Consider the following 23,431-nt stretch of genomic DNA (forward strand, 5'->3'; position numbering starts at 1 on the left):
CATGAAAGTACTGATCGTTCACGCTCATCCCGAGCCGAAATCCTTCACCGCGGCCCTGCGTGACCAGGCTGTCGCGACCCTTGAAGCCCAGGGCCATGAAGTGCAGGTCAGCGACCTGTACAAAATGAACTGGAACCCGGTGGCCAGCGATGCCGACTTCTCCTCCCGGGAAAACCCCGAATACCTGGTGTATGCGCTGGAGCAACGCCTGGGGGTGAAAAGCCAATCGCTGGCGGCGGACATCCAGGCTGAACTGGACAAGCTGTTGTGGGCCGACCTGCTGATCCTCAACTTCCCGATCTTCTGGTTCTCCACCCCGGCCATGCTCAAGGGCTGGATCGACCGCGTGCTGGTATCGGGCATCTGCTACGGCGGCAAGCGCTTCTACGATCAGGGCGGGCTCGCGGGCAAGAAAGCGTTGGTAACCGTGACCCTGGGCGGTCGCGAACACATGTTCGGTGAGGATGCGATCCACGGCCCGTTGCAGGACATGCTGCGGCCGATCCTGCGCGGGACATTGGCGTACGTCGGTTTCGACGTGCTGGAGCCGTTCGTGGCCTGGCATGTGCCGTACATCAGCGACGAAGCGCGCCAGCAATTCCTCAAGGACTACGCCCTGCGCCTGCAACATCTGAGTGATGATCAGCCACTGGCGTTTCCGAAACTGTCGCAGTTCGACGAGCTGCTCTACCCACTGACCCAAAAGGCCTGATCAATACCGATACCTCCATTGTCTGACCCACCGCCTTCGCGAGCAGGCTCGCTCCCACAGGTTTTGTGTCGATCACAGCTTCTGTGCACGACACTCAACCTGTGGGAGATTCTATGGTTGAGGGGAAGCCCTCATCTGGTTTTCGGCTGGTATTCGCTCTGTCCTTTCAACAGGGCGAATACCAGCCGAGCAAGCTTGCGGGCCAGCATCACCAGTGCCTGGGTGGTGCTGAAACCTCGGCTTCTTTGCTCCTGGTAAAACCCTTTCCAGGTCTCGGTACGACTCGCCGACATGGCCGCATTGTGCAAAAGCCGACGGGCCTCTGGATCGCCTCGCTTGGTCAAACTCCGGCGAGCGTCCTTTTGCCCTGATTTTGCCACCCGTAAATCCATTCCCAGAAAGGCGATGAAGGCATCTGCATTTCTGAAGTCTCCGCGCTGAAACGCTGTAATCAGGCGCGCACCGGTCAAAAATCCGATGCCTTCAACTTTCAGGCAACGTTTCAGCTGACCGAGCAAACCGGCTTCCTTGAGCTGATCGTTGATCGTCTTTTCGATCAGCGTCTCGAGCTGCTGCATGGACTTTATTTGCTCGGTAAAAGCCGCCTTCAGCAGGGGCTCATTCGACCAGCTTTGCACCAGTCCAACCCTTGCCTGGACCAAGGCGGCCCGACGGCGGAAAAGGCTCAGGAGCTGGCGGTATAGCGGTGACGGCGGGGTCCATGGGTGAAGCTCTTCCTGTTCATTTTTCAGATACCGAGCAAGTAGCTTGGCATCCAGCGCATCGGTTTTGGCGCGAATCTTCACACCTTCGCGGTAATGCTTGAGCTCATAACCGCCCACCATGTAAATCACGCAGCCGGCCTCATAGGCCAAGTCAGCGAACTCCAAGTGGTAGATATTGGTGGCTTCGATGGCAATAGCCACCGGCCCCGCCAATTCTTTTAACCATTTACCAATGGCTACCTTGTTGTTGGGGATTTTTTCGAGCAGGTCCAGTTCGGCGTGATAGATCACCAGTTCGTTCTTGGCGACATCCACGCCCACGATCGGCTTTAAGACTGGAACCGGCATTGCCATAGGATTTCCTCCGAGATATGGTTTTAAGCACTTGAAGGGCTCACCCAGGGGCGCAGGCTTGTTCCTATCGTCGGTCCTAGCCAGAAGCATTCTTTATCGGCGCTTGGGTGAAAGGAGGAGGGGCGAACTCTCCCACAGTCTGTACTGCGTCAACAGTCAGAATCGAGCCTTGTCCCTCCTCCTCCCTTCAAGTCCTACCATACAAGCGAGCCTGCTCGCGAAGAGGCCGGCAGCTTCAACATCTCCGTTACCTGCCCCACCGCTATCGCGAGCAAGCTCAGCGCCTACAAGTTGATACACCGTTCGCAAATCCCGCCCCCATTGTTCTGAATCCGCAAACACTGAAGTCGCCGAGATTGGAATTGTTGGCTGTCAGGGCGCGCCTTATCGTTCGCCCGTAGCCCGATGGCACTGTCGACCATCGAACACCCAAAACAATAACAATATCCGGAGTATTTCGATGAGAGCTGGACTCAGTCTCGCGATGAATGTGGCAGGTCTGGGCCTGCTTTTGGGTCTGTGCGCCCTGGGTGCTTCCCTGTATCCAAGCAGCGAGGCGCAAGCCTCGGGCATTCCCTATGCCAGCAACCGGCCGCAAAGCTTCCAATTCAGTTCGGACTTCACCGAACCCTACAACTCGGTGGGTCAGGAGTTTGAATACAACAACGACCGCCAGCGCTTCGACGATCATGGCAACAAGGTCGCCGGCCCTGGCACCGAAACCTGGGTCGGCCTGACGTCTTTACTGCACTACTGGAAGATGGACGGGCTGCCCAATACCGGTTTCATCGCCAGCATCACCCTCCCGGAGATTGCAGTTCGCGGCAACGGCACGCGGGTCAGCGGCCTTGGCGATCCACTGGTCGGCGGTTTGGTCTGGTACAACCCGACCCCGCTGCGCACCATCGGCATGCAGGCCTACGTGCAACTGCCGACCGGTGCGGACTCGGTCAGCAGCGACACCTACGCCCTGTGGCCTTCGCTGTTCTACAACGAGTGGCTGGGCAAGGTGAACATCGACCTGCTGGTCGGCGCGATCATTCGCGGCGAAGGCCCGCACCATACCGATCCCGGCGACACGGGCCACGCCAACCTGCGCGTGGGCTACAACATCGTCGATCGCCCGACGTATCAGGTCACGCCCTTCGTCAGTGCCGATTACCAGAAAACCTTCAGCTCTGAAGATCGCAACAACAACACCATCGAGTTCTCTGACTCCAACGAAACCGCGTTGGGTGCCGGTGTGCTGTTCCAGCTCAAGCCCGGCGTGCAGAAGGTGTTCAACCAGAAAATGTGGGACCAGGTGTCCATCCACTATTCCAAAGGCGTGGAAGGGCGCAACACCACGGTCACGGACGGCTTGTTTGTGCAGTTCTGGCACTACTGGTGAGTGATCGACCCCTGCCTGTGCCTTGTGATTTACCCGTGTGGCCGCTATCCGTTCCGGAGAATAAAAAATGAATGAAGAAAACGACAAACTTGCACTGTCACGCCGCAGCTTTATCAAGGCCGGCGCCGCCGGTACGGCTGTTGCCGCGCTGTCGGGCGTGGCTGGACGGGTGATGGCCAGCGACGAGCTGCCATTCGATAAAGAGCACGACATTGTCGTCGTCGGCGGTGGCGGCAGTGGTTTGCCGACGGCCTTGTTCGCCCGCTGGCTGGGCAACGACGTGGTCATCCTGGAAAAGGCCGGCAGCCCTGGCGGTACCGCGGCCAAAGCGGCGTTCTGGTACTGGGTGCCGAACAACAAGCCGATGCGTGACGCCGGCATCGTCGATGACAAGGCCGACTACATGCGCTATGTCGCCCGCCTGACGCGCCCGCAATCCTACGATGCCTCGTTGCCCAAGCTCGGTCTGTCGGATTGGGAATACGAGATGTGCGAAGCCATCTACGACAGCGCATCGCCTGCCGCCGAACTCCTGGCCGAGCGCGACGCACTGCCTTACCGTCACTGCCCGGACGTGCCGGACTACTGGTACGAGCTGCCCGAAGACAAGGCCAAGAAAGGTCGCGTCCTGCTACCCAAGGACGCTCGGCCGAGCATGTCCGACGGCGGTCGCGTGGCGATTCGCACGCTGACCGCGGCCGCCAAGCGTGACGGCATCCAGATCCGTACTGGCGAGCGTGTGGTCAAGGTCATCCAGAACGACAAGGGCGAAGCGGTCGGTGTCGAGGTCGAGACCGAAGAGGGCACCCGTGAACGGGTCAGGGCGCGCAAGGCGGTGATCTTCGCCACGGGTGGCTTCACCCACGACCCTGAGCTGCGTCGCAACTTCCTCAACGCCCCGGTCTACGGCGGCTGCGCGGCCCTGACCAACGAAGGCGATTTCATCCGTATTTCCAGTGACCTGGGGGTGCAGTTGCGCAACATGAACTACGCGTGGTCGTGCCCGATCCTGTTAGAGAAAGCCCTGGCCAAGGACGGTTCGATGTCCGGCATTTTCACCATGACCGGCGATTCGATGCTGATGGTGAACAAGTACGGCAAGCGCGTCGTCAACGAAAAAACCGTCTACAACGAAATGGTCCCGACCTTCTTCCAGTGGGATGGCGACAAAGCCGAATATCCGAACCTGGTGATGTTTTCGATCTGGGACCAGCAGGCCCAGGACAACTGTTTCAGCGACGAATACGGCTCACCCATCGTGCCCAAGGGCGGCAACGATCGCCATGTGGTCCGTGGCGAAACCCTGGAAGAGCTGGCGAAGAACATTGCCGAGCGGCTCGACAAACATGCCGCCGACATCGGCGGCATGAAGCTCAGCCCGGATTTCAACCTGAACCTGAAAGCCACGCTCAAGCGCTTCAACGAGCTGGCGAAAAAAGGCAAGGATCTGGACTTCCAGCGCGGCGAGCTGGTGATTCAGGGCGTGTTCACCGGTCCCGTCAAGACCGGCCGCAGCGGCAACCTGACGATGTATCCGCTGGCCGCCAAAGGCCCGTACTACGCGGCGCTGATCACCGGCGGCAACCTCGACACCAAGGGCGGGCCGAAAACCAACTCCCACGGCCAGGTGCTGAACAACACCAATGCGCCGATTCCCGGCCTGTACGGCGTCGGCAACTGCGTGGCGTCGGCTTCCGGTCGGGCCTATTGGGCCGGTGGTTCGACCCTCGGCCCGATCATCGCCTTTGCCTATCGGGCGGCGAATCAGGCGCATAAGGAACCGGTGCGCAGCTGAACCTGGCCGCAGCCGCGATCACCCGTGGCTGCGGGTAACCCGTGATTGCATGAGAACCAGACTATGAACCATTTCATCCCACGCACCGCGGCACTGTTACTGCTGACGGCAAGCATTGGTCTGGCGGGCAGCGCTCAGGCCGACGAGCTGGAAATCGCGCAGAAAATGGCGACCAACCACTGTTCGGTCTGTCACACCTTCGACAGGGGCGGGCCGCCGGGGCAGGGGCCCAACCTGTTCGGGTTGATCGGTCGCAAGGCCGCCAGCGAGAGCAACTTCACCTACAGCGATGGCTACCGCAAAGCCATGGACGGCAAGGTCTGGGACGAAAAAATGCTCGATGCCTGGCTGACCGATGCCCAGACCGTCGCGCCGGGCAGCGCCATGGTTTATTCCCAGGACGACCCGGCCAAACGCCAGAAGATCATCACCTACATCAAATCGCTGCATTGACAGACCTACAACGAATCGGAGACAGCCATGATCAGCACCCTGACAATGACCGACGAACAACGTAAATCAGTCGCCCTGGAATACCTCAAGGCCTTCGACAACGGTGGCGTCACCTCCACCGGTGGCAGCATTCTCGAGCTGTTCGCAGAGGACGCACAGGTGTTGTTTCCAAAGTGGGGCCTGGCCACCGGCCGCGAGCAGATCGGCCAGATGTTCGGTGACCTGGGCAGCCGCTTGAAGTCGATCACCCACGACTATGCGCACTTCAACTGGATACTCACCGGCACCGACACCCTGGTTTGTGAAGGCACCAGCTTCGGCGAACACGTCGATGGACCCTGGCGCGCCGGCGTACCGACAGCGGCCGGCGCCGGTTACTGGGCCGATGTGTTCGAAATTCGTGATTTCAAGATCCAGCGCTGCTTTATCTATCTGGACCCCGACTATGGCAGCAAGGACACCGCACGCTACCCTTGGCTGAATCGCTGATCCTTGGCAGGTTTAACCCGGTTCAAGGGTGGGAGCGAGCCTGCTCGCGAAGGCGTCAGCACATTCAGCAGGTGTGGCGCCTGACACTCCGCTTTCGCGAGCAGGCTCGCTCCCACAGTGGATCGGGTACATCCCCAAAATCCATTCGCGTCTCAGGTTCTGGAGCGCAGGCTGCCAACAGGCTAACCTCGCGATAGCCCAAAAATAAAAGCCTCCAGAGAGCCTGCCCCATGGATCGTTTACTCAGTGTCGAAGCCTTTGTGCGGGTGGCCGAAACCGGCAACTTCGCCAAGGCGGCCCAGCAACTGGGGGTGACCCGCTCGGTGATTACCCACCGCATCCAGCAGTTGGAGCAGTTCATCAATGCGCCCTTGTTCCACCGCAGTACGCGGCATGTGCGGCTCTCCGAGGTGGGGGAGACCTACTACAAGGAATGCGCGGACATGGTCGCGAGCTTCAACTCGCTGACCGAACACATGCGTGAACTGCGCGCCAAGCCCACCGGCAAGTTGCGCATCCAGATGCTGCCGGGGTTTGCCATCGGTCACTTCGGCCGGATGCTGGCCGAGTTCACGCGGCTGTACCCGGACATCGAGGTTGACGTCATCGTCAATGACCGGGTGGTGGACCCGATCGAAGAAGGCTTCGATGTCGCATTCCAGATGTTCCCGCCCATGGCCGAAACCCTGATCGAACGCAAGCTGTTCAGTGTTCGCAGGTTGTTCTGCATGTCGCCCGACTATGCCGAAGAGTTCGGCGTGCCCACGCATCCCCAGCAATTGCTGCAACACAAGATTGCCCTGTATGAGGGCTATCCGTCGCGCAACCGCTGGATCTTCACCGGAAAGGACGAGCAAGTGGAGCTGAGTCTGCCGGGTCAGGTCCGCTCGAACTCTGTGCATTTGTTGCGTGATTACGCCTCCACCGGGGTTTGCATTGTCTGTCTGCCGACACTGGTGGCCAGCGAAGACCTGCTCAACGGGCGTCTGATTCCGGTACTGCCTGAGTACGCCTTGTCCTCCTTCAATTTCTCCGCGGTGTATCCCGCCACCCAGCGCCGGGCCTTGAAAGTGCGCACGTTGATCGATTTCCTGGTGGAAAACTTCGGTGAAGAACCGTGCTGGGACAAGCCGTTGCTGGCGCGTGGCTGGGTGCGCTGAGAGGACGGCGATCCAGTTGTGGGAGCGAGCCTGCTCGCGAAAAACGCCTGAACAATGCGGTCATTCAGGCAGGTCGCGTTTTCGTTGACGTCCTTCGCGAGCAGGCTCGCTCCCACAGTGGAACGGCGCAACATTAGGTACCGCAGTGTTTGCGTTTCGCGAACACTGTTGTCGCCGGCTCTCTAATTGTTCCGGCGGTAGACGCATCGTACTGTTGGCTCACGGTTACTACAACAACAAAACGGTGAATTCCATGAGTAGCGCGGCAATCGAAACAGTCTTCGGCTCGCTGGAAAACTACAGCAAAGGCTCGGTTGAAATCGTCAGCGGCCAGGCCAGTCATTACGCCTTTTCGAACATTTTCGAAGTGGCACAAAAATCCCTTCCTTATGAAAAAGTCGTGGTCGGCCTGAATCTGGGCTACGTCGTGGAAACCCTGCGCGCCGAAGGGCAATCGCCCTGGTACACAGCGGCGCACGATGAATTCGCCATCGTCATGGACGGTGAGGTACGGGTGGATTTCCTCAAGCTCGATACGCCTTTGACCGACGGCGAAGGCACTCGGCTGGCCGGTGAGGTGCCTGCCGGCAAACCGATGGGCTATGTGCTGCTCAAGCGCGGCCATCAATGCCTGTTGCCGGTCGGCAGCGCCTATCGATTCGAAGCCAGCCGTCCGGGCGTGATCCTGCAGCAGACGATCAAGGGGCCGTTGTCGGTCGAGAAGTGGGCAGACATCTGCTTCAAGTGATTTGTCCAGCCCGACCATCCAACCCACAACTACAAGAGGAATCCCGCCATGGCTATGCTTGAAACCGCTGCCCAAACCGCCCACTTTGCCGACGATGAAGTCCGGACCAGCGCTCCCCACGCCATCACCGGCTACCGCTCATTCAACCTTGGCGCCTTCGAACTGTCGCGCGACGAGTATTTCGCCCGCATCACCTGGCCGGCCAAAGGCCAGACCCGCTCGCACCTGATACCGGTGGATGCCTTTCTGCGTGCCCTGATGCGCGATGTGGCCTGGGGCTTTTTTTACGGCTGGGTCAACTTTGACCACGTCATCGGTACCCGCAACTACTACGGCAAAGTCGACCTGTATGCCGGCACCTTCAACGGCACGCTCAAGGCGGCCGGGGTCAACTACACCGAAAACTTTGAAACGCCGCTGATCATGGCCACCTTCAAGGCCATCCTGCGCGACTGGACCAATGCCACCTTCGACCCGTTCGCGGCGCCGGAAGAAACCGGTTCGGCCTTCGGGCGCAAGAACGGCGACAACATCGAGGCCATCGAACGCTTCCGCATCGCCACCAAGCGTATGCCGGGCCTGCCGGATGACTCGCCGCTGCGCAACGATCTGCCGGTCAATCGCCAGTTCATCGACGTTCCCCAGGATGAGCCTGAAGTCCACGCCGCCGAAGGTTTCGAGGGTGAGTTGCATGCCTTCAACCTGTTCAAGTACCTGTCGCGCTCCGACGTGACGTGGAACCCCTCGGTGACCTCGGTGTGCAAGGCCAGCCTGTTCTGCCCGACGACCGAAGAATTCATTTTGCCGGTGTTCCATGGCAATGACCGGGTCGAGTGGTTCTTGCAGCTGTCCGACGAGATCATCTGGGATGTCGGCGACAAGGACGACGGCAACCCCCGCGCCCGCATCACCATGCGCGCCGGTGATATTTGCGCCATGCCCGCCGACATTCGCCACCAGGGCTATTCCACCAAGCGCTCGATGCTCATGGTCTGGGAAAACGCCACGCCGAACCTGCCGCAACGCTACGAAAGCGGCGAGCTCAAGCCGTATCCCATCGAATTCTAAACCCTGGCGCCTGGCCCGGCCTGCGTCGGGCGAGGCACTCGAATCAAATCGTCAACACTGCGCCACAGGCGTGGTGCGAGGAAAACTTTATGCAAAATCAGCTCTATATCGATGGCCAATTCGTCGATGCAGTCGCCGGTGGCACCATTGACGTCGTCTCGCCTCATGACGGCTCCTTGATTACCCGCATCGCCGCCGCCGAAGCGGCTGACATCGATCTCGCGGTGGCCGCCGCCAAGCGCGCCTTTCCGGCCTGGGCGGCCCTGGGGGCTGCCGAGCGGGGGCGCCTGTTACTCAAACTGGCGGACAAGATCGAGGCGTGCAGTGAGGAGCTGGCGCAACTCGAATCCCTGAACACCGGGCACCCGATCCGTGATTCCCGTGGCCTGGACGTGCCGCGCACGGCCGCTTGTTTCCGTTATTTCGGCGGGATGGCCGACAAGATCGAAGGTTCGGTGATCCCGGTCGAAGCCGGCTTTCTCAATTACGTGCAGCGCAAGCCGATTGGCGTCGTTGGGCAGATCGTGCCCTGGAACTTCCCGCTGATGTTCACCAGCTGGAAAATGGGCCCGGCGCTGGCAGCGGGTAACACCATCGTCATCAAGCCTTCGGAAATCACCCCGCTGACGACTTTGCGCATTGTCGAGCTGATGACGGAAGTCGGCTTCCCCAAAGGCGTGGTCAACGTGGTGCCCGGTTATGGCCATACCGCCGGCCAGGCGCTGGCGGAGCACCTCGATGTGGGCAAGATTGCCTTCACCGGATCAACGGCAACCGGGCGCCGGATTGTTCAAGCGTCCTCCAGCAACCTCAAGCGTATTCAACTGGAGCTGGGCGGCAAGGGTGCCAATATCGTGTTTGAAGATGCCAATCTGGAAGCCGCCGTCAACGGCGCGGCCTGGGCGATCTTCCACAATCAGGGACAAGCCTGCATCGCCGGTTCACGTTTGATTTTGCATAAAGACATCGCCGACCGGTTCCTCGAGCGTTTCATCGCCTTGGCCAAGTCCATTCGCCTGGGCGATCCGATGGACCCCGAGACCGAAATGGGCCCGCTGACCTCGGCGCTGCACCGCGACCGTGTCATGAGCTACATCGATATCGCCATCGAGCAGGGCGGCAAAGTCCTCGCTGGCGGTAAAGCGCCGGACGACAAAGCGCTGGCCAACGGTTTTTACATCGAACCCACGGTGGTCGAGGCCAGGCCCGATGATCGGGTCTGCCAGGAAGAAGTCTTCGGTCCTTTCGTCACCGTGGTGCGTTTCAGCACCGATGAAGAGGCCCTGGCCATCGCCAACAGCACCGAATACGGACTGGGCAGCGGCCTGTGGACGCAGAACCTGTCCCGTGCGCACAAAATGGCCAATGCCATTCACGCCGGCATGTGCTGGATCAACTGCTACAAACGCGTCAGTCCCGGCAGTCCGTTTGGCGGTGTCGGCCAGTCGGGTTATGGCCGTGAAATGGGCTTCGAAGCGATCCACGACTACACCGAAGCCCGCTCGGTGTGGGTCAACGTCGACGCCAACATCGCCCCTTACTACTCGCGCTGAGGCCAGTCATGAATCCTTTCATTTACCAAAGCCTGCCGACCCGTGTGGTGTTCGGCTGGGGCAAACTCTCGGCGCTGGCTGAAGAGATCGAACGGCTGGGCGCCCGGCGTGCGCTGATCCTCACCACGCCGGAACAGCACGGGCTCGGTGAACAGGTCGCGGCGCTGCTTGGTGACCGTGCGGCGGGTGTTTATCCGCATGCCGTGATGCACGTTCCGTTGGAAGTGGCGCAGGCGGCGCGGGTCGAAGCGGCGCGATTGGAGGCCGATTGCTGCGTGGCCATCGGCGGTGGTTCGACCATCGGCCTGGGCAAGGCGATTGCCATGGATTCCGGGCTGCCGATCGTGGCGGTGCCGACAACCTATGCCGGTTCGGAGATGACCCCGATCTACGGGTTGACCGAAAACCGCCTGAAAAAAACCGGGCGCGATCCCAGGGTGTTGCCCAAGACCGTGATCTATGACCCGCAATTGACCCTGACCCTGCCAGTGCAGATATCGGCCTGCTCGGGCATGAATGCCATGGCTCACGCGGTTGAAGCGCTGTACGCCCAGGACGCCAACCCGATCATCGGCTTCATGGCCGAAGAATCGATTCGCTCGCTGGCGCAAGCGTTGCCGGGCGTGGTCAAAGACCCCAACGATGCGGATGCCCGTAGCCAGGCGTTGTATGGCGCGTGGCTGGCGGGCATCTGCCTGGGGTCGGTTGGCATGGCCTTGCACCACAAGCTCTGCCACACCCTGGGCGGGACCTTCAATCTGCCCCACGCCCAGGCGCACGCCATCGTTCTGCCCCACGCAGCGCATTACAACCGTGAAGCGGCGGCCGGGCCGTTGCAACGGGCCGCGCGTGCCCTGGGTGGCAACGACGCGCAGGAGGTGGGTGCTCTTTTGTATGCCTTGAACCAGAAACTGGGCATTCCACTGGCGCTGGCGGACATCGGCCTGCCAGAAAACGGTCCGGCCGAAGCCGCGCAAATTGCCTGTGCCAGCCCTTACTACAATCCACGGCCGTTCGAACAGGGCCCGATTGAAGCGTTGTTGACCCGCGCCCTGCAAGGCCTGGCGCCGGCCTGAACTCATCCTCGTCGGAATAAAAACAATGACCGATCAAGACAGAATTTTCGAATCACTGATCTCCGAAAAAGCGGTGAACAGTTTCAATGACGCGCCGAATGCGCGTTACAAACAGATCATGCAAAGCCTGGTGCGTCACCTGCATGCGTTTGTCAGTGACGTCGAACTGACCGAACAGGAATGGTTTGAAGGCATTGGTTTTCTCACCGATACCGGCCACAAGTGCGATGGCCTGGTGCGCCAGGAATTCATTCTGCTGTCGGACACACTCGGCGTGTCGATGCTGGTCGACGCGATCAACCATCGGCACAGTGCCAATGCCACCGAGACCACCGTGTTCGGGCCGTTCTACATCGAAGGCATGCCTGAGCGCGAATTCGGCGAAAACATGGCGTTCACCCCCGGCGAGCCGGCCCTGGTGCGCGGGCGTGTGGTCGACACCCGGGGCAATCCCCTGGGCGGTGCAGTGCTGGACGTCTGGCAAACGGCCGAAAACGGCATGTACTCAGGCCAGGACAGCGCACAACCGTTCGGCAATCTGCGCGGTCGCTACCGCACCAATGCCGATGGCTACTTCGCGATTCGCACGATCGTCCCGGTGTGTTACCCGATTCCCACCGACGGTCCGGTGGGGCGCATGCTCGAGGCCGCCAATCGCCACCCGTGGCGGCCGGCGCACCTGCATTTCATGATCGAGGTGCCGGGGTATCGCAAACTGGTGACCCACCTGTTCAATCGCGATGATCCATACCTGGAGTCCGATGCGGTGTTCGGCGTCAAGCAGTCGCTGCAGGTCATCTACGAAGACCGGCTCAGCCACGATGACGTGTCCGAACAGCTCGATATCCAGGTGCCGTTCAAGCGGGCGTGTTACGAATTCGTCATGGAAGCGGTGTGAATCATGGGCCAGTTCTTTGCGGTGTTCGCCACTGATCGTCCGGGTTCGCTGGCCTTGCGTCAGCGTCTGCGGCCCAGTCACCAGGCCCATTTGCGGGCGAGCGAGACGCACCGGGTCGTTGTGCGGCTCGGTGGTCCGACCCTGGATGACGCCGGCGCGGCGATGAATGGCACGTTGCTGGTGATCGAGGCGGGCAGCCTGCCGGAGGTGGAAGCGTTTATGCGCGACGACCCTTATGTGCAGGCCGGGCTGTTTGCGAGTATCCAGATCCGCCCCTGGCACTGGAGTCTCGGCAACCCGGAAATGCGTGGCTGACCATGACCCTTATCACGTTGTGCCAACTCGACGACATCACCGACGGCGGTGCCCTGGGCCTGCCCCAGCACCGACAACTGCATCCCGCCGGGCTGATTGCCGTGCGCCGGGGCGAGCAGGTGTGGGTCTACGTCAATCGCTGCCCGCATTTCTCGGTGCCGCTGGACTATCGCCCGCAGGAGTTCTGCACCTATCGCGGCAAGGTGCTGATGTGCGCGCATCACAGTGCAATGTTTCGCTTCGAAGACGGGCATTGCATCGATGGCCCTTGCAAGGGGGCTCAACTGGAGGCCGTGACGGTTCGCCGGGTGGAAAACAGCCTGGTCATGGAGGCGGGTGAGGAACGGTGATCTACAATCCTTGGGGGTGAACCACGCCCATACGGAGATCATCATGAAAAGGTTGTCACCCGTCAGCCTGTGCGTCGCATTGGCGGTTTTCAGTGCCCAGGGCTGGGCCGAAACCGTGGTGCCGATGAAAGGCCAGAGTTCGCAACAGACTCAACTGGACATCACCGATTGCCACAACATTGCCGCCAGCCAGGCGTCGTCAACCACGACCACGCCGTCCGGCGGTCGGATGAAAGGCGCCGCCGTGGGGGCCGCCGCCGGCGCCGCAGGGGCGCAAGTGCGCGGCCGTCAGCATGACGAGTTCTATGATCGCGTCGATGAGGACACCAAGCAGGATTACCGGCAAAACCAAGCCAAGCAGACCGCGGCGGCGGGCGCGGTGGTGGGTGGCGCGCGCCAGCGCCAGGAACGCCGGGCGCAAAACAAAACCGCTGCGTCTACCACCTCGACGGCCTATACCAGTTGCCTGCAAGGCAAGGGCTACCAGGTCAATCCCTGACAAAACACATCCCCTGTAGGAGCGAGCCCGCTCGCGATGGTCGTCAACGATAACGCGGGCTGCCTGAATGCCCGCGTTGCTTGGACGTTTTTCGCGAGCAGGCTCGCTCCTACAGGAGAGGGTACGGTTTCTGTTTTGGTCGCTGATCGAGCAGATGAACCATCAGGCAGGCATACAGCGTCACCGCGATAAACAGCCCCATGCGCACCGCAAACGCGGTGTAGACGTCCTTGCCCGCCGCGCTGTCCTGCACCGATTGTCCCAACAGGATGATCAGGGTGATCAGGGTGTTCATCCAGAAACCGGGGCTCCAACGGCCGGGGCTGAGGCCGTAGAGCTTGCGCGCCAGGATCAGGCCGAACAGCAGCATCCACAGGAAGTACATCCACAGGTGCACGAACAGGCTCAGCGCACTCCAGAACAGGATCGCCAACAGACCGCCGAGCAGGGTCGATCCCAGCAGTTCGCGGCCGGCACTGCGGGCCGAGGTGGTGGAACTCTGTTGCCCCAGATTGACCGCCTTGAGCACGATAGGCAGATAGCTGGCCGGGTCGATCAATGCCAACAGAAACGCCGGGATCACAATCAAGGTCGCACGCAGCGCCACCCGGTGGACTTCGTTTTCCGGCAAGGCCGGGGGGGCGGGTGGGACGGGGGCATTGGCCGGTTCGGGGAACAAACCGTGACTCACCACGCCGACCATGACCGCCAGCAGCAGGCCCGCGACCAGCGCCGTGATGACCGTCAGCGCCAGATCAAAGTCGGCAAATCCCGCCGACGAAATCATGGTCAGGCCGATCACCAGCAAGGTGACGATCAGGCTATTGCCACCCCTCAAGCCAAAGCCAAACACCGCGAACAGACAAAGCCCGATCAGCAGCACGCCGCTGAACCCGAAGTGGCGCAGTAGCGGAATCAGCAACAGGCCGATGCCAGTGGTCAGCATCGCCACCAGACCGAGCGCCAAGGCAGCCTTGAACGACAACGGTCGGTTGAGAGACACCAGCAACAGCGCGCACAACACCGGTGCCAGAAACGGAATCGGCAACGCCAGGCCATAGCTGGCGGCCAGGCACAACGCGGTGCCGGTGGCCAGGCGCGCGGCGCGCTGGACCCGCGGCGAACGCTCGGTACGCATGCTCTCAATAGGCATAGGAAAGCCAGCTCATCAGCCAGAGGAAGATCCGGCCCAAAGGATTGAGCACATTGCCCTCGGAAGGAAAGGCCATCACCTCGGCCTGGCCGCCGGCGCGAATGGAGCGGTTGTCCTTGAGCATGGCCAATGACTCGGCGGAAAACTCGATGATCACCGGGAAACGCTGGGCCGGTCGCAGCCAATCGCGACTGTTCTGCACCGTGGGCAAGGTGCCGGGGGCGGCGGGCTGGCCCACGCTGACCCCGTAGCCGAGACTGCGCACGCGGCCTTCGAATACTTCGCCGGGCAACGCATCGAGCACCACCGACACCGGCGTGCCGGTTTTGACCAGGCCGAGATTGTTCTCGGTCATGTCGGCACTGATCCACACGTCATGGATCGCGATCAGGGTCATGACCGGATTGCCGGCGGCCGCGAACTGGCCGACATCGGTGCGCAAGTCGGTAATCAAGCCGGCCGAGCGCGCCCGGACCTGGGTGTTGGACAGGTCCAGCTCGGCCTTCGACAAGGCGGTGGCGGCGCTGCGCAGTTTGGCGTTGTCATCCTCGCTGCCGCCTTCCGTTTCACGGGCGCGCTGCACTTCGGCGCGGGCCGCAGCGACCTGACTGATAGCGGCTTCGTGGTTGGCGCGGGACACTTCCAGCAGGCGCACGGAGATGGTGCCGGGGTCTTCGCGATACAGGCCTTCAAGGCGCTTATTGTCCTGGCGGGCCTTGAGCTCATTGGCCTGTGCCGCCCGCAGATTGGCCTGCGCCGAAGCGATGCCGGCGGTACTGGCGCCGATCTGCCGGCGGGTGGATTCAAGGTCTGCTCGTGCCCGGTCGACTGCAATCTGGTACGGCTGCGGGTCGATCTCGAAAATGACGTCCCCGGCCTTGACGTCCTGATTGTTGCGCACGTTGACGCGGATCACCCGGCCCGCGACTTCCGCCGCCACCGGAATCACGAAGGCGCCAACCCGCGCCTGTTGCGTGTAGGGCGTAAAACGATCCGCCAGCAGATACCAGGCCAGACTGAGGACGATCAGCAGCAACACCCCTTTCACGCTTTTTTTTGTCGGGTCGGCGGCAGGCTGCGCTGGCGGCGGGACGTCGGGGGAGGGAGGCGCGGCGTCAGTCATGGTGGCTTACCGGGTTGGGATAGGAGGCGGCGGGTTGGGGCTCGGACAGCAGGCCGTCCCAGTCGGTGCGTTGTTCCATTTGCCGGCGCGTGGCCGGGTCGACTTTGGCCTGGGCGCTGTACCAGCCCCCGCCAAGGGACTTGTATAGAGCAATCACGTTACTGACTGCGTCATTGCGGCTGACCAGGTAGCTGTCCTGGGTATCGAGCAGAGCGCGCTGGGCATCCAGCACTCGCTGAAAGTCCGAATAACCCTCGCGATACAGTGCGTTGGCCAGCTCCAGCGAGCGTTTCGCCGCGCCTTCGGCTTCACGCAGGATACGCTCGCGCTGCAAGGCCTGGATCAGACCGTTGGCGGCATCGTCCGCCTCGCGCGCGGCCTGGCGCACCTTGTCGCGATAGGCCTCGATCAGCTGTTGCAAGCGCGCATCCTGCACCCGTACGTTGTTGCTGATGCGACCGTAATCGAACACATTCCAGCGCAGGCTCGGGCCGCCGATCAGGTCGAGGCTGCGGGAGCTGCCGCTCAAGGTATCGGTGGACCAGACGATGCTGCCGAGCAGGCTCAGCGACGGGTAGAAGTCGGTTTCGGCGACACCCACCAGCGCCGACTGTGCGGCGACATTCAACTCGGCGGCGCGCACGTCGGGGCGACGCAGCAGCAGTTGGGCCGGTACATCCTGCAGCACGGCGCGGTCCACCAGCGGGATCAATCCGATGTTTTCGACCACCAGCGGCAGCTCACCCGGCGGCTGACCGATCAGCACCGCCAACGCATTGCGCAAACGCCCCAGCTGATCTTGCAGGACGGGGATGCTGCTCAGGGTGCCGAGGTATTGGGTCTTGGCTTGTTGCAGGTCGAGTTCGGCGGTCTGGCCACTCTTGAACAGCTTTTCGGTGATCTCGTAATTGCGTTGCTGCTGACGGGCGTTTTCCTCCGCTACCCGCAGTCGGGCCTGGGTGGTGCGCAGGGCAAAGTAGCTGTCGGCCACCTGTGCACGAAGCAGGACCAGGGCGTCGTCATAGTTGGCCTCAGCCGCAAAATAGCTGGCATCGGACGCCTCGATGGCACGGCTGAAACGGCCCCAGAAATCCAGTTCCCAGCCCACATCGAAGCCGGCGCTGTGCTGCCAGAAACGGCTGTCTACCGGATTGCGTCCGCCGGATTGATCACGGTGGACATACACACTGTCGGCACTGATCTGCTGCAGTTGCGGGTAACGGCCGCTTTCGGCGATGCCCAACTGCGCGCGAGCCTCCATGACCCGCAGGCCGACAATCTTGAGGCTGGAATTATTGGCGTCGGCTTCAGCGATCAACTGGTCCAGGGTCGGATCGGCAAAAATCTCCCACCACTGGCGTATGTCCGGTTGCAGCGCACGTTGGCTGGCGTGATCGAGGTTCGGTGTATTCCAGTGATCGACCCAGGGCTCGGCGGGCGATTGGAAATCCGGTCCCAGCCGTACGCAGCCGCCGAGGGCAAGCGCGGCACACAACAGAAACCGGTTCAGATCTGGACGCATCGTGCGTTTCCGGCCAAGGAATATCACAGCAGCATAGACGCCCGGATGGTGGGTGGTGCTGTTCACTTCAGGTTGGGGGTTGTAGACGCCTATTGGGATTGGATTGGGGGTATATCCGTTATTTAGGTCATGGCTGCTGGCGGTTCCGCCCTTACGGCGGGTCACTTTGGAAAAGCGCCAAAAAAGCCAAAGCGAGGCGGCCTGACAGCCGACCTGATTTCGCGGTTGTGCTCGTTCCCCTGTGGGAGCAATGCTTGCTCGCGATGAACGACCAGGCACCGCGTTTATTCAGGCAGGGCGCGTAATCGTTGACGTCCTTCGCGAGCGGGCTCGCTCCCACAGGGGATCGGGGCATTTGCCAAAGCCAGGTCGGCTGTCAGGCCGCCTCGCTTTGGCTTTTGATTTAGGCGCCCAGTAAATCCACGATGGCCGAACGCGGGTATTGCTCCGTGGGTAAACCGGCAGGACGCCGGTTTAGCCGCGCTGGGACAGGGATGGCCCATCGCGGCGACCCACAACGCAAAAAACGCCGCGACTGTCGTAAAAACGACCTGTTTACGCTGAACGCGAACCCCGATCAGTTTTCTGTTGAACGACTGTTCAGCCTGGACTATGTTCGTTCCACCTTCTTTCCCGGCTGGTTGCGGGCTTGCGTTTCTTCATTTCGAACGAGGCACTGGCATGCGGTTTTCACCCTTTGTTGAGCGGATATCAGGCCAGGGCGTCGACGCCTGGGATATTCACTACGCGGCCTATGAAGCGCGACGCCGGGGCGAGGATGTGATCATTCTCAGTATCGGCGACCCGGATTTCCCCACCCCCGACTTCATCACCGATGCCGCCATCCAGGCCTTGCGCGAAGGTGACACCCACTACACCGAAATTGCTGGCCGCCCGGCCTTGCGCGAAGCCATCGCGGCACGTTGCGGCAAGTTGTTCGGCCGCGAACTGCAAGCCGACAATGTGATTGCCGTGGCCGGGGCGCAGAACGCGTTGTTCGTGACGTCGATGTGCCTGCTCAGTGCCGGCGATGAAGTGATTGCCCTTGATCCGATGTATGTCACTTACGAGGCGACGCTCAAGGCCTCCGGCGCCACGTTGGTGCGGGTGCCGTGTTCGGCGGACGATGATTTTCGCCTGGATGCGGCAGTGCTGGCCAAAGCCATCACCCCGCGGACCCGGGCGATTTTCCTGTCCAACCCGAATAACCCCACCGGCGTGATGCTCAACCGCGAAGAGCTGCAAGCCATCGCTGAGCTGGCCATTGCCCATGACCTGTGGGTGGTGGTGGACGAGGTCTATGAAAGCCTGGCCTTCGAGCGCGACCATCTGAGCCTGGCGGCCTTGCCGGGCATGGCCGAGCGTTGCGTGGTGATTGGCAGCCTGTCGAAATCCCACGCCATGACCGGTTGGCGGATCGGCTGGATCGTCGCCCATCCGGCCCTGGTCGCCCATGCCGAAACCCTGGTGTTGAGCATGCTCTACGGTTTACCGGGGTTCGCCATGGAGGCCGCGTTGAAAGCCGTCGAGGCCCACGACGAAGTCACCCACGGCATGCGCGACATCTATCGCCGGCGTCGCGATAGGGTGGTGGCGGGGCTGTCGGATTGCCCGGGCATCTCTGTGCTCAAGCCCGATGCCGGCATGTTCGTGCTGGTGGACGTGCGCGGCACCGGCCTGACGTCCCTGGAGTTTGCCTGGCGTTTGCTGCGCGAGGCGCGGGTGTCGGTGCTGGATGCCGCTGCCTTCGGCGAACCGGCACAAGGCTTCGTGCGGCTGTCATTCACCCTGGGTGAAGAGCGACTGGCCGAAGCCTGCCAGCGTATTCGCGATTTTGTCCTGGTACTCAATGGCGAAGCGCCACGGCCGGTTATCAGCCGTGTCACCAGCGAAGCGCCAGCCGCACCGATCACGGCCCGGACCATGATCGAAGTCGAGCAACTGCACAAACGCTTCGGCAACATCGAAGTGCTCAAGGGCGTATCCCTGACCGCCCGCGAAGGTGAGGTGATCTCGCTGATCGGCGCCAGCGGCTCGGGTAAAAGCACCTTGCTGCGTTGCATCAACATGCTCGAAGTGCCGGACCAGGGGCGCATCCTGGTGGACGGCGAAAGCATTCACCTGAACCACTCCCGCCCCGGCGCGCCGCTGGTGTCCGATGCCAAACAGTTGGTACGCATCCGTTCCAGCCTGGGCATGGTGTTCCAGAATTTCAATCTCTGGCCCCATCGCACGGTGCTGGAAAACCTCATCGAAGCGCCGACCCAGGTCCTGCGCGAGAGCAGGGCGGAGGCCACCGAACGGGCCGAAGCCTTGCTCGAACGCGTCGGGCTGGCGGCCAAGCGCAACGAGTACCCGGCGTTTCTCTCCGGGGGGCAGCAACAACGGGTGGCCATCGCCCGGGCCCTGGCCATGCGGCCCAAGGTCATGCTGTTCGATGAACCCACCTCGGCACTCGACCCGGAACTGGTCGGGGAAGTGCTGCGGGTGATCCGCTCGCTCGCCGAAGAAGGCCGGACCATGATCCTGGTGACCCATGAAATGGCCTTCGCACGCGATGTCTCTTCCAAGGTCGCCTTCCTGCATCAAGGCCTGATCGAGGAAACCGGTTCGCCGGACGAAGTGTTCGTACACCCACGCAGCGAGCGTTGCCGGCAATTCGTCAACGCTCATCAGACTCGCTAAAAACAACAAAAGACGGGGCAAAAACCATGGGAAATCGACGTTTGGCAAACTGGTTGACTGGCGCGGCCTGCTTGATGCTGGCCGGGATGAGTGCGGCCCAAGCGCAACCGATCAGGTTCGCGGTGGCGGCCGAACCCTATCCGCCGTACACCGAGAAACAGGCCAACGGTGAATGGAAGGGCTTTGAGGTCGACCTGATCCACAAGCTGTGCAGCGAAATGAAGGCCGATTGCGAAATCAAGGAAGTGGCATGGGACGGGATCATTCCGTCGTTGCTGGCGAAGAAGATCGACGTGATTTTCTCCTCGATGTCGGTGACCGAAGAGCGGGAAAAACAGATCGCCTTCAGCAAGGCCTACTACGACTCGGTGGTGGCGATTGTCGGGCCGAAAGACGCCGTCGTTAAAAAATACCCCGACGACCTCAAGGGCAAGACCATTGGCGTGCAGAACTCGACCGTAAGTGCCAGCTACCTGAAGACCTACTACGAAAAAATCGCCGATGTTAAGTATTACGACACCCAGGACTCGGCCAACGCCGACCTGATCGCCGGCCGCCTCGACCTGATGATGGCCGACGGCACGGCCATGGCGGCCTTCGTCCAGACCCCGGATGCCAAGAACAGCAACCTCGAATACCTGGGCGCCGTTCCGTACGACCCGATCTTCGGCAAAGGCGTGGGTGCCGGCTTGCGCAAGGACGACACCGAACTCAAGGCCAGGCTCGACAAGGCGATCCAGGAACTGCTGGCGAGCAAGGACTACGACGACCTCTCCCAGAGCTACTTCGGTACCAGCGTAAAGCCGGCATTCTAACGAGCTGAACACAATACCTGTGGGAGCATGGCTTGCCCGCGATGGGGCCCTTGAGGCCGCCAAAAGCATCGCGGGCAAGCCATGCTCCCACAAGGACCGGTGGTGCTTTGACTGGAGAGTGAAATGCCAGCAATGTTCGATTTGATCAATTTCAGCGAACAAGGATGGGGCGGGGCGCTGCTCAGGGGGCTCTGGATGACCCTGCAGATCTCCGCCGGAGCCTTTGTGCTCGGGCTGGCCATCGGTCTGGTGGTGGCCTGCCTGAAATTGGGCGCGCCAAAACCGATTGCTGCACTGGCCCGTGGCTACACCACGCTGTTTCGCGCGGTACCGGAGTTGTTGCTGATCCTGTTGCTGTACTACGTCGGTTCCATGTTGCTCAACTCATTGATGACCTCGCTCGGCTACGGCGTGGTGAATGTCAGCGGACCGCTGGCAGCCATCGTGGTGCTGGGCCTGGTGCAGGGCGCCTACGCCTCGGAAATTTTCCGCGCGGCCATCCAGGCGATTCCCTTTGGCCAGATCGAAGCGGCAAAGGCCTTCGGTCTGCACGGTTTCGCCCTGTTCCGTCGCGTCACGCTGCCGATCATGGCGCCCTACGCGATGGCCGGAATGGCTAACCTGTGGATCAACCTGATCAAGGACAGCGCCCTGATCAGTGTGGTCGGCACCAACGAGCTGTTGTACACCGCCAAGCAAGGCGCGGGTTCGACGCGTCACTATCTGTTGTTCTACCTCACGGCCGCCGCGCTGTATTACGTGGTGACGCTGGTGTCCAACTATTTGTCGGGACGGCTGGAGCGACGCATTCGTCGCTGGATGCCTCTTGTTGATTAAACCGGCAGAGAGAATGAAATGATTCCAGCATGGATCGTTGAATATGCGTCGCTGTTGCTCCGTGGGCTGCAAACGACTATCGCCATTCTGGTGATTTCCAGTGTGTTCGGTTATGCCCTGGCGGTATTGGTGGCATTGGCGCGGATTTCGAAAAATAGGGTGATCGCCAAGGTCAGCCTGTTCTATACCAGTGTGACGCGCGGTACGCCGTTGCTGATCCAGATCTACATTTTCTACTACGGGATCGGCAGCCTGTTTGCCCAGTTCCCGCTGATTCGCGGCAGCTTTCTCTGGCCCTATCTGCGCGACGGTTACTGGTACATCGTGTTCGCCCTGGTGGTGTCGATGGGCGCCTATGTCGGTGAAGTGATTCGTGGTGGCTTGCTGGCGGTACCCAAAGGGGAAATGGAAGCGGCCTCGGCCTTTGGCATGACCGCGCGCCAGGCCCTGTTGCGGGTGCGGTTGCCCCGGGCGCTGCGCCTGCTGTTGCCGACCCTGGCCGGCGAAACCGTGATGCTGCTCAAGTCCACGGCGCTGGCCTCGACCATCGCCGTGATCGACCTGCTGGGCGCGGCCAACGTGGTGCGGGCGCAGACCCTGCAAGTCTACGAGCCGTTGCTGCTGGTGGCCGGTGTCTACGTGTGCCTGACATTCCTGATCGAAGGGCTGTTTGCCTTCGCCGAACGGCGCGGAACGCCGGTGCGCAGGTCCGCGTGATGAACAAGCCAGTGGTCGATCGTTCGCTGCAAGGCATCGGCCTGTGCACCCTGGGGTATGCGTTTCTGTCCTTGCAGGACGCCGGTATCAAATGGCTGGTAGCCGATTATTCGGTGTTCACCATCCTGTTCTGGCGCGCCCTCGTGGTGGCGGTCGCCTGCCTGCTGGTGGGGCGCCTGCAACTGGTGCAGCGTGCCTGGCGTTCCTCCAGTCGACGCTTGCTGGTGGTGCGCGGTTTGCTGTCGATCGCCGCCTGGCTGCTCTATTACACGGCAGCGAGGGACCTGACCCTGGCGGAGATGACCACCCTGTATTTCTCGGCACCGATCATGGTCACGGTATTGGCAACGGCGATTCTCAAGGAGCGCGTCAGCGGTTGGCAGTGGTTCACCCTGATCATCGGGTTTGTCGGCGTGGTGATTGCCTGCCGTCCCGACAACATGACCGATCCGTTGCCGATTGTGCTGACGTTGCTGGCGGCGATGTGCTGGGCGTTCACCTATATCCAGTTGCGCCAGGTCGATGAGCAGACCTCGGTGCTGGAGCAAATGCTGATCACCAATGTGGTCTTCGTCATTTGCATGGCGGTAGCGTTGCCCTGGACCCACACCCCGGCACCGACGCCTGCCTGGCTGGGCATGCTTGGCGCCGGGCTGATGGGCGGTATCGGGCAGTTCCTGTTGTTCGCCAGTTTCCAGCGCGCCACCGCGACCGTGCTGGCGCCGTTCGAGTACACCGGGCTGATCTGGGCGTTCCTGCTGTCGAGCCTGATCTGGGGCACGCTGATGGACGTGTCGTTGATGATCGGCGCTGGCCTGATCGCGGTCAGCGGCACCCTGGCGATGATATTTGGTCGGCATGCCTCACAGGACGTTGTCGGTGCCGAATGCTCCGTGTCGCAACCCCTTTATCCGGCAGCAGATGCACAGGACGTTGGTGGGGCACCACACGAACCCGAGGCCATCGTTCATCGCCAAAGACAGTCATAAGGGGA

At 61.3% G+C, this 23,431-nt stretch carries 23 protein-coding genes; 19 read left to right on the forward strand and 4 right to left on the reverse strand.

All coding sequences use genetic code 11. The features are described 5' to 3' along the window. Position 1 precedes the first annotated feature (1 nt). Complete coding sequence (locus LAB08_RS14005) at positions 2 to 712, forward strand: NAD(P)H-dependent oxidoreductase (protein ID WP_096511635.1); 711 nt, start codon at positions 2 to 4, stop codon at positions 710 to 712. Positions 713 to 843: 131 nt separating this feature from the next. Here LAB08_RS14005 and LAB08_RS14010 read toward each other — a convergent pair whose 3' ends face one another. Then, positions 844 to 1,791 (reverse strand): IS110 family transposase, encoded by a 948-nt coding sequence (locus LAB08_RS14010; protein WP_217910633.1) that lies wholly within the window; start codon positions 1,789 to 1,791, stop codon positions 844 to 846. A 460-nt stretch (positions 1,792 to 2,251) separates the two neighbouring features. Between LAB08_RS14010 and LAB08_RS14015 the strand changes: the two genes are divergently transcribed. The 13 genes from LAB08_RS14015 to LAB08_RS14075 all read left to right on the forward strand — a co-directional run bounded on the left by LAB08_RS14015 (position 2,252) and on the right by LAB08_RS14075 (position 13,585). Continuing rightward, the gene (locus LAB08_RS14015) at positions 2,252 to 3,181 is read left to right on the forward strand and encodes a transporter (RefSeq protein ID WP_254007531.1); all 930 of its coding nucleotides are present in this window, start codon (positions 2,252 to 2,254) and stop codon (positions 3,179 to 3,181) included. A gap of 67 nt (positions 3,182 to 3,248) precedes the next feature. Next, on the forward strand, positions 3,249 to 4,976 hold the full coding sequence (locus LAB08_RS14020) for an FAD-dependent oxidoreductase (protein WP_096511634.1): 1,728 nt from the start codon (positions 3,249 to 3,251) through the stop codon (positions 4,974 to 4,976). 63 nt (positions 4,977 to 5,039) lie between these two features. Continuing rightward, entirely contained in the window at positions 5,040 to 5,429 is a 390-nt protein-coding gene (locus LAB08_RS14025) for a c-type cytochrome (RefSeq protein WP_096511633.1), read from the forward strand. Between the two features lie 27 nt (positions 5,430 to 5,456). Then, positions 5,457 to 5,918 carry a nuclear transport factor 2 family protein gene (locus LAB08_RS14030; RefSeq protein ID WP_096511632.1) on the forward strand — a complete coding sequence of 154 codons (462 nt, stop codon included), beginning with the start codon at positions 5,457 to 5,459 and terminating at the stop codon, positions 5,916 to 5,918. Between the two features lie 230 nt (positions 5,919 to 6,148). Next, positions 6,149 to 7,078, forward strand: coding sequence for a LysR family transcriptional regulator (locus LAB08_RS14035; protein ID WP_096511631.1), 930 nt, complete (start codon positions 6,149 to 6,151; stop codon positions 7,076 to 7,078). 253 nt (positions 7,079 to 7,331) lie between these two features. Beyond that, on the forward strand, positions 7,332 to 7,826 hold the full coding sequence (locus LAB08_RS14040) for a cupin domain-containing protein (protein ID WP_096511630.1): 495 nt from the start codon (positions 7,332 to 7,334) through the stop codon (positions 7,824 to 7,826). Between the two features lie 48 nt (positions 7,827 to 7,874). Beyond that, complete coding sequence (locus tag LAB08_RS14045; protein ID WP_096511629.1) at positions 7,875 to 8,894, forward strand: hydroxyquinol 1,2-dioxygenase; 1,020 nt, start codon at positions 7,875 to 7,877, stop codon at positions 8,892 to 8,894. Between the two features lie 89 nt (positions 8,895 to 8,983). Then, positions 8,984 to 10,447, forward strand: a complete 1,464-nt coding sequence (locus tag LAB08_RS14050; RefSeq protein ID WP_096511628.1) for an aldehyde dehydrogenase family protein — start codon at positions 8,984 to 8,986, stop codon at positions 10,445 to 10,447. Positions 10,448 to 10,455: 8 nt separating this feature from the next. Next, positions 10,456 to 11,523, forward strand: coding sequence for a maleylacetate reductase (locus LAB08_RS14055; protein ID WP_096511627.1), 1,068 nt, complete (start codon positions 10,456 to 10,458; stop codon positions 11,521 to 11,523). Between the two features lie 25 nt (positions 11,524 to 11,548). Continuing rightward, complete coding sequence (locus LAB08_RS14060; RefSeq protein ID WP_096511626.1) at positions 11,549 to 12,421, forward strand: dioxygenase family protein; 873 nt, start codon at positions 11,549 to 11,551, stop codon at positions 12,419 to 12,421. Between the two features lie 3 nt (positions 12,422 to 12,424). Beyond that, complete coding sequence (locus LAB08_RS14065; protein WP_096511625.1) at positions 12,425 to 12,736, forward strand: YciI family protein; 312 nt, start codon at positions 12,425 to 12,427, stop codon at positions 12,734 to 12,736. 2 nt (positions 12,737 to 12,738) lie between these two features. Continuing rightward, complete coding sequence (locus LAB08_RS14070; protein WP_096511624.1) at positions 12,739 to 13,086, forward strand: Rieske (2Fe-2S) protein; 348 nt, start codon at positions 12,739 to 12,741, stop codon at positions 13,084 to 13,086. 43 nt (positions 13,087 to 13,129) lie between these two features. After that, complete coding sequence (locus LAB08_RS14075) at positions 13,130 to 13,585, forward strand: YMGG-like glycine zipper-containing protein (RefSeq protein ID WP_096511623.1); 456 nt, start codon at positions 13,130 to 13,132, stop codon at positions 13,583 to 13,585. Positions 13,586 to 13,694: 109 nt separating this feature from the next. Here LAB08_RS14075 and LAB08_RS14080 read toward each other — a convergent pair whose 3' ends face one another. Genes LAB08_RS14080 through LAB08_RS14090 form a run of 3 tightly spaced genes read right to left on the reverse strand, consistent with a single transcriptional unit; the run spans position 13,695 to position 17,383 of the window. Beyond that, positions 13,695 to 14,723: a DUF2955 domain-containing protein gene (locus LAB08_RS14080; protein ID WP_096511622.1), complete on the reverse strand. Its 1,029-nt coding sequence runs from the start codon at positions 14,721 to 14,723 to the stop codon at positions 13,695 to 13,697. Positions 14,724 to 14,727: 4 nt separating this feature from the next. After that, entirely contained in the window at positions 14,728 to 15,861 is a 1,134-nt protein-coding gene (locus LAB08_RS14085) for an HlyD family secretion protein (RefSeq protein WP_096511621.1), read from the reverse strand. Beyond that, positions 15,854 to 17,383 (reverse strand): efflux transporter outer membrane subunit, encoded by a 1,530-nt coding sequence (locus tag LAB08_RS14090; protein WP_096511620.1) that lies wholly within the window; start codon positions 17,381 to 17,383, stop codon positions 15,854 to 15,856. The genes LAB08_RS14085 and LAB08_RS14090 overlap by 8 nt, the downstream gene beginning before the upstream one ends. A 681-nt stretch (positions 17,384 to 18,064) precedes the next feature. Between LAB08_RS14090 and LAB08_RS30530 the strand changes: the two genes are divergently transcribed. The 5 genes from LAB08_RS30530 to LAB08_RS14115 all read left to right on the forward strand — a co-directional run bounded on the left by LAB08_RS30530 (position 18,065) and on the right by LAB08_RS14115 (position 23,426). Further along, positions 18,065 to 20,068 (forward strand): aminotransferase class I/II-fold pyridoxal phosphate-dependent enzyme, encoded by a 2,004-nt coding sequence (locus LAB08_RS30530; RefSeq protein WP_096511618.1) that lies wholly within the window; start codon positions 18,065 to 18,067, stop codon positions 20,066 to 20,068. Between the two features lie 26 nt (positions 20,069 to 20,094). Beyond that, positions 20,095 to 20,883, forward strand: a complete 789-nt coding sequence (locus tag LAB08_RS14100; RefSeq protein ID WP_096511617.1) for a transporter substrate-binding domain-containing protein — start codon at positions 20,095 to 20,097, stop codon at positions 20,881 to 20,883. 123 nt (positions 20,884 to 21,006) lie between these two features. After that, a complete protein-coding gene (locus LAB08_RS14105) occupies positions 21,007 to 21,720 on the forward strand; it encodes an ABC transporter permease (RefSeq protein ID WP_096511616.1) in 714 nt (237 codons plus the stop codon). Positions 21,721 to 21,738: 18 nt separating this feature from the next. Continuing rightward, positions 21,739 to 22,437 (forward strand): ABC transporter permease subunit, encoded by a 699-nt coding sequence (locus LAB08_RS14110; protein WP_096511615.1) that lies wholly within the window; start codon positions 21,739 to 21,741, stop codon positions 22,435 to 22,437. Beyond that, complete coding sequence (locus tag LAB08_RS14115; protein WP_096511614.1) at positions 22,437 to 23,426, forward strand: DMT family transporter; 990 nt, start codon at positions 22,437 to 22,439, stop codon at positions 23,424 to 23,426. Before LAB08_RS14110 ends, LAB08_RS14115 begins: the two co-directional genes overlap by 1 nt. Positions 23,427 to 23,431 lie beyond the last annotated feature (5 nt).

Origin of the sequence: Pseudomonas izuensis, assembly GCF_002356535.2 — a bacterium.
In the GTDB taxonomy this organism is placed as follows: Bacteria; Pseudomonadota; Gammaproteobacteria; order Pseudomonadales; family Pseudomonadaceae; genus Aquipseudomonas; species Aquipseudomonas izuensis.